Raw genomic sequence first — 10005 nt, forward strand, 5'->3', positions numbered from 1 at the left:
CCCCACTGGACCACCCTCACCAACGCCAAAAACACCTACGACCCCACCCACACCCTCACCCCCGGCCAAAACATCTTCCCCTAACACACAAAAACAATCTGAAGAAGAGAACACGAGACCCGGGATCGGAAAAACGGACACCAGTCCGTGAATCCGAGCCGGAAACCCGGGCCCTGGGAAGAGAAAAAGAGCACGCACCGCACGAAGACCAAAAGCGCGAATGAGCCGGGCACTTCACGTGCTTCCGGCTCATCGCGCTATCCGTCCGAACTCGCGGCCCCGTACAGGTGCCGGAGCCTCACGCCCCTCGACGTAGGCGGCCCACTGTTCACGTTCCATGGCGAGCGCGCGCTCGTCCGCGGGCCATGCGTGATAGAGGTCGGGACGACGGTGAAGTCGGCGTCGCGGCACTGGAATTGGTGGGATATGCCGTCGACGGTGGTGAGCCCCTTGCGCGGACCGTCGTACCAGTCAAGCTCGACGTACACGGGCTCGAAGCCCACTACCCCGGCGCCCCGGTCGATCCGGCATCCCGGAGGCGCCCGCCGGTGCTCCCTGGCATCATGCGGTCCGCGACCGGGAATCAGAACCGGATGCAACGGGCAGGTGTCGTGGGGTGGGTGAGGGTGCGATGGACGTCGGGACGGAACCGGTCATCAAGCCGAGCAGGCGGGCGGCGCGGCTCCGGGCGGCGGGGCGGGTGCTGATCGTGCTGGCGGGGCTGGGGCCCGTCGTGGCCGGGTTCCTCCTCTTCGTGCGCACGTACGACGTGACGGTGGCGTACCGGACGGCCCCGGTGTGCGGGACGTCGGCGGCCGGGGCGGGTGCGGACTGCCTGCGGCTGGAGAGCGGGCGGGTCGTGAAGAAGAAGGTGGACACCGACCGGGAGAACGACCTCAGTTCGTACAAGCTGGTCGTCGCGCGCGAGACCGCGGGCGGCGACGAGTACGACGTGGGCGAGCCCTTCTTCCAGGATGTCGAGGTCGGCACCACGATCGACGTGGGGGTCTGGAAGGGCGAGGTGGTGCAGATCTCGTACCGCGGCCACCGGGCGGTGAAGCCTCAGCTGCCCTGGCTGCCCGTCCTCGGGGTGGCGCTGCTGATCAGCGTCGGCAGTGCGGCGGTCGTCCACGGTCTGCACCGGTCCCGGGAGGGCCTCAGGGACGTGGTGCAGGTCGGGAGCATCGTGTTCACCGTCGGGTCGTTCGCCGGTTCCCTCGTTCTCATCGGGGCGTTCCAGTGGTCGTTCCCCGTGACGATCACCGTCGCCGTCCTGGCCTGGTTGAGCACCGTCGCGGCCTGTGCGGTGGTCGGCCGCCTGTCCTTCGGGCCGGCCCGGGCCGGTGCGTGACCGGAGGGTTCGGGAATCGGCTTGCACTGACGCAGGATTGTCAGGTTATCGCCATGGGAAGGGAGCAGGCCACAGACCGTTCCCTCCGGAAGGACCCCCGTGCACCGCACCACCGTCAGAACCGCCACCGCCCTGCTCGCCACCGTACTCGCCGGTGCGGTGCTGGGGGCCGCGCCCGCCGGGGCCCGTCCGGCGGGCGACAACCGTCCGGCGGGCGACAAGCCGTCGACACGTCAGGTGGAGGTGTTCGCCGAGGACGGCGGCATCTCCCGGGCCCAGGCCCCGGCCGTCTCCCCCTATCTCGCCGACCGCGCCCAGGGCGTGGCCCCGATGCGGGGCGACGGCGACGTGACGGCGCTGGTCCGCAACGGGGAGCCGGCCGCCAAGCTGGACGTGGTGGTGATCGGCGACGGGTACACCGCGCAGGAGCAGGACAAGTTCCGCGCGGACGCGGCCCAGAAGTGGCGCGAGATGACCGCCGTGGAGCCCTACGCCAGCTACCGCGCGCTGTTCAACGTCTGGGCGGTGTCCGCGATATCGCCCGAGTCCGGGGTGACCGGGGATCCGGACCAGGGGACGGTGCGGCACACCGCGCTGGGCTCGTACTTCTGGTGCGACGGCGTGGAGCGGCTGCTCTGCGTGGACGAGAAGGCGGTCGAGTCGTACGCGGCGAAGGCCCCGCAGGCGGACCTGGTGCTCGTGGTGGCCAACAGCGCGAAGTACGGCGGCGCCGGCTACAACGACGTCAAGTCCCCGCTCGGCTACGAGGGGATCGCCACCGTGGCGGGCGGCAACGCGAGGTCCGGGCAGATCGCGGTGCACGAGACCGGGCACTCGCTGGGCAAGCTGGCCGACGAGTACGCGTACGACGGCCAGGGGACGTACCAGGGCAGCGAGCCCACCGAGGCCAACATCAGCACCCTGACCGCCGACCGGATGCGCCAGCAGGGCACCAAGTGGTCGCGCTGGCTGGGCCAGGCCTCGCCGGACGGCGGCACGGTCGGCGCGTACGAGGGCGGCGGCTACTACCCGACCGGGCTCTACCGGCCGACCGAGAACTCGATCATGCGCTCGCTCGGACGGGAGTTCAACCTGCCCGGGCGCGAGGCGATGATCGCGGGCTTCTACCGCCACGCCACGCCGCTCACCAGCCCCACCGCCAACGGCAGTCGGCTCACCGCCGCGGACCGCCTCACCGTCGACCTGCCGGTGGCCGGCACCCGGCTGCGCTGGTACCTGGACGGGAAGGAGCTGCCCCGGCTGGGCGGCCGCACCGCACTGGACCTGGCCGAGCTCAAGCTGACCGGGCCGCGCTCCCGGCCGCACGTGCTCACCGCGGTCGCCACCGACCCGACCCCGGCCGTCGCGGACCCGGCGCTGCGCGCGAAGCTGACCGCGAGCCTGTCCTGGACGGTGACGCGCTAACACGACGTGCCGCCGCCGTCCCGCCCACTGGTCGACAGGGACGGGACGGCGGCGGCGCGTTCGCCCCTGCCAGCGCGGCCCGCCCCTACTCCTCCTCGTCGAGCCTGGCGAGCCGGGTCGTCACATCGTCGGCGAAGCGGGCGAGGAGCCGGACGAGGTCGTCTCGGTCCTGCCGGGGCCAGTCGCCGAGGGCGTCGGTGAACCAGCCGAGCAGGAAGGCGAGGTAGCGGTTGACGGCCTCGGCGCCGGCCTCGGTGGGTTCGATGAGGCGGGCCCGGGCGTCGTACGGGTCGGGGATGCGGCGGGCGAGGCCGTGCTTCTCCAGGATCTGGACCTGGCGGGTGATGTGCGGGCCGACGACCTGCATGCGGTCGGCGATCTCGCCGATCCGCAGGGGCTCGTCGGCCGTGCGCAGGGTGACGAGCACGCCCACCGCGGGCCGGTCGCGCCCCAGGCCCGCCTCCTCGACGGCGCGTTCGACGAGGCGGCCCCGGGTGAGGGCGGCGCTGAGCCGGGAGATCCGGGTCAGCGCGGCGAGGAGGTCGGGCCGCGGCTCCCCCGGTTCGCGGGTCTCGGGGGAATCGGAAGCCTTGAGGGGGTCGGACGCCTCGGGGAACCCGGGGTCCTCGACGGGCTCAGGAGCCGCGGCGGGCATGGCACCTCCATTTGCATACCTAAGTTAGGTATCTGTATCGTGGGGGGTGGCCACCGCCCGCGAGGGCGACGTGTGACCTCCATAAAGATACCTGAGGTACGTATCTTTCCGCTCGTCCAGGTGCGTACCACCGACGTGCCGGCGGCGATGCCCGCCGGGAAGGAAGTGAGAGGCCATGAACACCGTGTCACGCCCCGCCCGTCGCGTCCTCGTCTCCGGGGCCAGCATCGCGGGCCCCGCGCTCGCGTACTGGCTCGACCGGTACGGATTCGAGGTGACCGTCGTCGAGAAGGCCGCCGCCGTGCGCGGGGGCGGCTACGCCATCGACGTCCGCGGGCCCGCCCGCGAGGTCGTGGAGCGCATGGGGCTGCTGCCGCGCCTGCGCGCCGCCCACGTCGACAGCCAGCGAATCACCTTCGTCGATTCCGTCGGGCGGACCGTCGGCTCGCTGCGCCCGGAACAGCTGACCGGCGGCGCGGCCGGCCACGACCTGGAGGTCCGGCGCGGCGACCTGGCCGACGCCCTCCAGGAGCCGCTGCGCGGCCGGGTCGAGTTCCTCTTCGAGGACTCGATCGCCGCGCTGGAGGACGACGGGGAGGCCGTCCACGTGCGGTTCGACAGCGGCGCCAGCCGCAGCTTCGACCTCGTGGTCGGCGCGGACGGCCTGCACTCGAACACCCGCCGGCTGGTCCTCGGCCCCGAGGAGGCCTTCCACCGCTACCTCGGGCACGTCTTCGCCGGCTTCACGCTCCCGAACGAGTTCGGCCTCGTCCGCGAGGCCGTCGTCTGGAACGACGTCGGGCGCGGCGCGGTCCTCAACGCGCACGAACCGGCCGACCGGCTCCACGGCTTCCTCACCTTCACCCGCGACGACCCGCCCTTCGAGGCCTTCCGCGATCCGCGGGCCCAGCGCGAGCTGGTCGCCGCGCGGTTCCCGGAGCGGGTCTGGCACCTGCCGCGCCTGGTGGCGGCGATGCGGGACGCCGAGGACCTCTTCTTCGACGTCGTCAGCCAGATCCACCTGCCCAGCTGGTCGCACGGGCGGGTGGTCCTCGCGGGCGACGCCGCGCACGCCACGTCGTTCCTGTCCGGCCAGGGGTCCAGCCTCGCCCTGGTCGGCGCGTACGTCCTGGCCGGCGAACTGGCCGCGCGCTCCGACCACACCGCCGCCTTCGCGGCCTACGAGCGCCGGATGCGCCCCTTCGCCGAGCGCAACCAGGCGCTGGCCACCGGAGGCGGTACGTCGGTGGCGCCGAGGACACGGGAGCAGTTGGAGGCCCGCAACGCCGTGGTGCGCGATCCGGAGTCCGCCGCGAGCGAGCTGGCGACGCCGAGTGCCCGGACGGCCCGGGCCGCCCACTCGGACCTGCGGCTACCGGACTACGCCGGACGGCTGTGACGGTCAGGGCGATCGGACGACGGACCACCGGACCACCGGTGCCGGCCTCCCCAGGAACGGGGAGACCGGCACCGTCGGCCTCGGCCGTTACGGCAGCGGGATGCGCACCACCTGCGGGTCGTGGTCGCTGAGCTGCGTGCTGAACTCGCTGTTGATGTGCACGATGTCGTAGCTGTACGACGTGGCCGCGAGCGCGCCGGAGATCAGGATGTGGTCCAGCACCTGCGAGTTGCCCTCGTACACGTAGGTGTAGCGCTCGGGCAGCGGCAGGGTGCGCGGCAGGTCGGTGAGCGAGCCGCCGGCGGTGAGGATGTCGGCGGTCTGCGAGAACTCGAAGTCGTTGAGGTCGCCGAGCACGATGACCGAGGCGTTCGGGTCCACGGCCAGGATCTGGTCGGTGAAGCCCTTCACCGCGGTCGCCTGGGCGTGCCGCTGGGTCTCCGAGGGGTGGGCCGGCGGCTGGTAGCGGCCGAAGAGGGGCTGGTCGCCGCCCTTGGAGTTGAAGTGGTTGGCGATCACGAAGACCGGCTTGCCGTTCCAGCGGAACTCGCCGGCCAGCGGCTTGCGGCTGGAGTTGAACGCCGAGTTGGTCGGGTCGATCCGCCCGGGCGAGTAGGCGAGCTGCGGTGTGCCGCCCGCGTTCACCACGGAGTCGGCGGTGGTGGATCCGGCGCCGGGGCGGTCGGTGAAGGAGAGGCCGCGGTCGGTGCGGAACAGGAACACCTGGCGGATGTTGCCGCCGGGCTGCCCGCCGTCCTGGCCGTCCACCGGGTCGATCTCGCGGTAGGAGTAGGAGGGGCCGCCGGCCGCGGTGATGGCCGCGGTGAGCTTGGCCAGGGTCTGGGTGGCGCTGACCGTGCCGTCGTCGGTGGCGCCGCTGTTGTCCTGGATCTCCTCGAGGGCGACCAGGTCGGGCGAGCGCAGGTTGGTCACGATGCCCGCCGCGAGGCCGTCGAACTTGCTCTGCGGGTCGGAGGGGGCGAGGTTCTCCACGTTGAAGGTGGCCGCGGCGAGCTGCCCGGCCGTCGGCGCGGCGGTGGTCTCGGGCGCGATGCCGCCGGAGGTGACCGCCGGGGTCGCGGTGACCTGGAGGGTGAAGTTGCCGAAGGCGTAGTCGAGCACGCCGACGGTGGCGCCGGTCAGGGTGTCGCCGACGTTGGCGGTCGGGGTGGGCGCGAGCGCCTTCCCGAGGACGACCCGCTCCGGGTTGCCGTCGTTCGCCTGGAGCAGGATGCCGCCCCGGTTGGTGCGGGTGGTGCTGCCCGGCGGGACGACGGCGAGCTCGCCGTACTTGTTGGTCGGGCCGACCACGGCCGCGTTGTCGATCTCGACCCGCATGCCCTCCAGCGACCTCCAGAAGTCCAGGCCGTCGGTGGCGGGCTGGAAGTTCCCGGCCGCCTCGACGTCGCCGGAGGTGACGCTGGAGATGACCGCGGACGGGGGCACCCGCCCGCCCTGGCCGACCACGGTGGCGGCGGGCAGCGCGACGTTGTGGGCGACCACCGTGACGGTGGGCGCGGTCAGTTCGGTGATCGACAGGTTGGTGGTACCGCCGGTGCCGCCGGGGCGGTACTGGGTGACGGTGGCGTTCACCGTCACCGAGTCGCCCACCGCGACCGAGGGCGCGCCGGCGGTGTAGACGTAGATGCCCTCGCTGGTGCCGGGGTCGTTGTCGGGCTGCGGGTCCTGGTACCAGAAGCCGTTGGGGCCGACGGCCGTCACCACACCGGGCACGGCGCTGACCGCGCTGCCCGCCAGCGGGGAGGTGCGGGCGGCGCCCTGGATGTCGTGGATGCGGGTGCCGACGGGGTTGCCGCCGGTGCCGGTGGAGGAGGAGTTGCGCGGCACGGGCGCGGTGATCGCGAAGTCCGCCGCGTTGTTGTCGGTGTCGGTGGCGCCGCCGCCGGTGCGCAGGGCGGCGGTGGAGTTCGACAGGTTGCCGGTCGGCGTCCCCTCGGCGGAGCTCGCGCCGCTGCCGTAGCCGACCAGGTCCTTCACCCCGGACTGGCTCGCGCAGCCCGAAGTGCAGGTCAGCGCCGTGCCGTTGGTGACGAGGGCGACCTTGCCGGAGGTCGCGGACATGGCGATCGTGCCGATGGCGTCCGGCGTCGGCAGCGCGGCGCCCGTACCGGCTCCGGCGGCCTCCTGGACGAGGAAGTAGCGGCCGGGCGCGATCGTCCCGGAGAGGGTGGTCCGCGACCAGCTCCCCCCGGCGGCCGAGGCGTACTGCACCGTCCAGCCGGTGACGGACACCGGCGCGGTGCCGCGGTTGTACAGCTCGACGAAGTCGTTGGCGTACGGGGCGCCGGAGTTGCCGCCACCGCCGTACACCTGGCTGATCACGATGTCGGGCGACGCGGCCTGCGCCACGCCGCCGGGCAGCGCCACCAGCGCCGCCACCACGGCCGCGGCGGAGGCCGCCGCGAGCGTCCGGCGCCGGAACCGCGGCGCTCTCGGGTTGATCCGGGGGTTCGGGGTGCTCCGCATGAGGCTGACTCCTGACCACCGTCCGGGCGCGCGGCCCGGCGGTTGTGACCACGGATGGGAAAGTGGGGCGCTGAGGTTCTAGCAGTGCCACCAGATCCCTACCGGTCGCGTCGGGCAACGGCCAGACGTACGGCGGAAGAACGTTTCTACGCGCGACAAGTGGGAGACTCTGCTCCGGATCCAGGCGGTCAACTGCCGCCTTTTGAACGTTTGTTGATTCACCGAAACAACAGGAACAGCACGGAGCCCGGGCCCGGCAGCACCCCCGCTGCCGGACCCGGGCCGGTCCTCGTCGTCCGTGTCGCCCTCGCCGCCCGCCCGGCTCAGCCGGGGCGGTGCTGCGCCGCCCCCGGCACCGGCCGGGGCGGACGCCGGCGCAAGGGCGCCAGTTCGCGTTCCAGGGCCCGCACGTCCAGCGCTATCCGGGACGCGGTCTCGCGCGGGCCGGTGCCGGCGGGCAGCCGTCGCGACCACGAGCGGGGCTTGGCCGGGCCGTCCTGGACCATGTGGAAGTTGAGTCGCAGCACGTCGGCGACGTCGACCAGGCTCACCAGGATCCTGGTGTCGGCGAGGTCGATGCAGACTTCGTTCCCGATGCACGAGCAGGCCACCAGGCCCTCGATGGCCTCCTCCGCCAGATATCTGGCCAGGGGTACCGCCTTCCCCCGCACCAGAAACGGACGTTCCACCGGAGTCACCGGAACCGCCTCCTCCCCAGCAGCTGTACGGTGCTCGGCCGCGGCGCAAGCGCACCGCAACGGACCGGGCCCGGCCTATGCTCCACCACATCGGACCGGTTCGCCAACTCGGTGTCTCACCAAGTGAATTGGGAGAACACACCGGACCGGCGCACCGGCGCACGCCCCAGCGCACCGGGCCGGCCCCGGCAGCCCGGCCACAACGGCGGGCGCACGGCCCCGGAACGCGCGTGTGCCCGCCCGCACGAGGCGGACGGGCACAGCGGCGATGCGCGGAACCGGGCGGGCCGGGGGCTCAGCGGACGCCGCGGCCGTGCAGCACCAGGGAGCGGGTCAGCGCGAGCAGACCGCCGGTGCAGAGCGCGGTGCGGAGCATGTTGACCGGCACCCAGCTGTCCGCGAACTTGGCCCGCACGGCGGCGAAGTCGTGGATCTGCGACGGGTCGCCGGCCGCCGCCAGCTCGTTGTTCAGCGGGATGTTGACACCCATGGTGACGATCAGCGCCACCACGTACAGCGCCGTCGCCAGGCCCGCCCAGAGCGCCGCCTGGCGCCGGCCGGCCTTGTGCAGCAGCCAGGCCGCCAGGCCGGTCGCCGCGAAGGCGCCGACGAAGACCAGGCCGAACAGCCCGTTCTCGATCGACTTGTTGATGTGCTGCATCGCCGTGACGTAGGTCCGGTCGTCCCCGGCCGCCAGGCCCGGCATCACCGACACGTCGAAGGCGAAGAACAGCCCCGCCATCAGGCCCATCGCCACGGTGGAACCCACCAGCAGCGGCCCCGCGGCCTTGCTCTGTCCGACAGCCCGCACCGAACTCCCCACCCCCGCACTCCCGATGGCCGACGGCGCCGTGTACGACAGCGGAACCGCGGTCTGATCCGAACGCATCCCTGGACCCTCTCAATCTTCCGGCCCCGCGGAGTGCGGCGCCGACGAACGTGGAACTCTCGACACCGCCCACCGTGCGGCGCGCCGCGCAACGGAACCGCGACAACCGGAACCCCGGCCCCCGGCAGGGCACTTGCGGCACCCGGCGGTGCCGCGCCCGGCCGGGGCCGGCGCACCTCGCCGCCCCGGCGAAGACGGCGAAGAGGCCGGCTCAGAGCACCGCACCCAGCCCGCGCCGGTACCGCCGGTCCAGGACCGTCCGCCCGAGCAGCCGCACCGGGGCCGGGATGGTCGCCGAGACCGCCCGGACCGAGGCCGCGTCCGCGCCGTCGAACATCCAGGGCTGGAGGTAGGTCATCACCTGGGTCGGCGCGCTCCCGATGATCCGGCGCTCGACCCGCAGGTACTCGTCCACCGACAGGCCGGCCAGCGCCGGGAAGACCACCGGCTCCTCGTGCCGCAGGTGCTCGCGCACCAGGCTCTCGAACGCCTGGGCGGCCTCCGGGAGTTCGGCACGCAGTCCGGAGCCGAGCACCCCGGCGACCCGGCGCATCGAGGCGTCCAGCGCCTCGTGGTCCTCCTCCAGGACCCCGCTGCCGTCGAAGCCCGCCACCCGGCCACGCAGATACGGCCAGAGGATCTCGTCCTCGCTGTGGTGGTGCCAGTCGATCACCGATCGCAGCCGCCCGAACCACTCCGCGAGCGCCGCGGCGGAGCCCGCCGAGCCGCGCTGCGCGGCGGCGGTCAGCCGTGCCGCGTCCCGGCGCATCGCGACGTGCATCAGGCCGAAGCCCTTGAGCTGCTCGGGCAGGGCGCGCAGCCCCTGCTCCGTCGACCAGACCGTTGTGCCGTCCGTCATGACCAGACCTCCAGTGTCCGTTCGGATTCCCTACCAGCGCCCGCCCGGAGACGGGCGGTCGGAGCCGCCCCGGACGGGTCGGCTCACGCGTTCCACACGCCCGAGGCGGCGGCCTCGCGGGCGTAGTCGGCGAAGTCCCGCGGCTCACGGCCCAACGCCCGCCGCACCCCGTCGCCCAGCGACGCGTTGCGGCCGTCCAGGATCACCGAGAACAGCTCCGCGAAGTCCGCCGGCAGCCCCGC

Annotated in this window: 9 protein-coding genes and 1 pseudogene; 4 read left to right on the forward strand and 6 right to left on the reverse strand. The window is 72.8% G+C overall.

What is annotated here, in order from left to right:
* From ACFY4B_RS42315 to ACFY4B_RS42325, 3 genes are all read left to right on the forward strand, one after another.
* Positions 1-84, forward strand: an 84-nt coding sequence (locus ACFY4B_RS42315; RefSeq protein ID WP_387977119.1) for a hypothetical protein, incomplete at its 5' end; no start/stop codon positions are given.
* Between the two features lie 547 nt (positions 85-631).
* Entirely contained in the window at positions 632-1351 is a 720-nt protein-coding gene (locus ACFY4B_RS42320; protein WP_387977104.1) for a hypothetical protein, read from the forward strand.
* 99 nt (positions 1352-1450) lie between these two features.
* Positions 1451-2776: a M64 family metallopeptidase gene (locus ACFY4B_RS42325; RefSeq protein WP_387977107.1), complete on the forward strand. Its 1326-nt coding sequence runs from the start codon at positions 1451-1453 to the stop codon at positions 2774-2776.
* Positions 2777-2861: 85 nt separating this feature from the next.
* Here ACFY4B_RS42325 and ACFY4B_RS42330 read toward each other — a convergent pair whose 3' ends face one another.
* Positions 2862-3431, reverse strand: coding sequence for a MarR family winged helix-turn-helix transcriptional regulator (locus ACFY4B_RS42330; protein WP_387977110.1), 570 nt, complete (start codon positions 3429-3431; stop codon positions 2862-2864).
* A gap of 175 nt (positions 3432-3606) precedes the next feature.
* Here ACFY4B_RS42330 and ACFY4B_RS42335 point away from each other — a divergent pair, with 175 nt between their 5' ends.
* Positions 3607-4830, forward strand: a complete 1224-nt coding sequence (locus ACFY4B_RS42335) for an FAD-dependent monooxygenase (RefSeq protein WP_387828412.1) — start codon at positions 3607-3609, stop codon at positions 4828-4830.
* 87 nt (positions 4831-4917) lie between these two features.
* Here the strand turns inward: ACFY4B_RS42335 and ACFY4B_RS42340 are convergent, their stop codons facing one another.
* The 5 genes and pseudogenes from ACFY4B_RS42340 to ACFY4B_RS42360 all read right to left on the reverse strand — a co-directional run.
* On the reverse strand, positions 4918-7317 hold the full coding sequence (locus ACFY4B_RS42340) for a lamin tail domain-containing protein (RefSeq protein ID WP_387977113.1): 2400 nt from the start codon (positions 7315-7317) through the stop codon (positions 4918-4920).
* Between the two features lie 323 nt (positions 7318-7640).
* Positions 7641-8006 (reverse strand): hypothetical protein, encoded by a 366-nt coding sequence (locus ACFY4B_RS42345; protein ID WP_143204557.1) that lies wholly within the window; start codon positions 8004-8006, stop codon positions 7641-7643.
* A 304-nt stretch (positions 8007-8310) separates the two neighbouring features.
* Entirely contained in the window at positions 8311-8826 is a 516-nt protein-coding gene (locus ACFY4B_RS42350; protein WP_387977116.1) for a DUF1772 domain-containing protein, read from the reverse strand.
* 289 nt (positions 8827-9115) lie between these two features.
* Positions 9116-9763 (reverse strand): hemerythrin domain-containing protein, encoded by a 648-nt coding sequence (locus ACFY4B_RS42355; RefSeq protein ID WP_049653942.1) that lies wholly within the window; start codon positions 9761-9763, stop codon positions 9116-9118.
* A gap of 83 nt (positions 9764-9846) precedes the next feature.
* Positions 9847-10005 (reverse strand): annotated as a pseudogene (locus ACFY4B_RS42360) (NmrA family transcriptional regulator); the annotation flags it as partial.

It is taken from the genome of Kitasatospora sp. NPDC001261 (assembly GCF_042896795.1).
Taxonomy (GTDB): Bacteria; Actinomycetota; Actinomycetes; order Streptomycetales; family Streptomycetaceae; genus Kitasatospora.

What these genes read in the sequence shown, in the direction of transcription:
- ACFY4B_RS42320 (WP_387977104.1), top strand. Translation starts at nt 632, where the DNA reads ATGGACGTCGGGACGGAACCGGTCATCAAGCCGAGCAGGCGGGCGGCG.
- ACFY4B_RS42330 (WP_387977110.1), bottom strand. Translation starts at nt 3,431, where the DNA reads ATGCCCGCCGCGGCTCCTGAGCCCGTCGAGGACCCCGGGTTCCCCGAG.
- ACFY4B_RS42335 (WP_387828412.1), top strand. Translation starts at nt 3,607, where the DNA reads ATGAACACCGTGTCACGCCCCGCCCGTCGCGTCCTCGTCTCCGGGGCC.
- ACFY4B_RS42340 (WP_387977113.1), bottom strand. Translation starts at nt 7,317, where the DNA reads ATGCGGAGCACCCCGAACCCCCGGATCAACCCGAGAGCGCCGCGGTTC.
- ACFY4B_RS42355 (WP_049653942.1), bottom strand. Translation starts at nt 9,763, where the DNA reads ATGACGGACGGCACAACGGTCTGGTCGACGGAGCAGGGGCTGCGCGCC.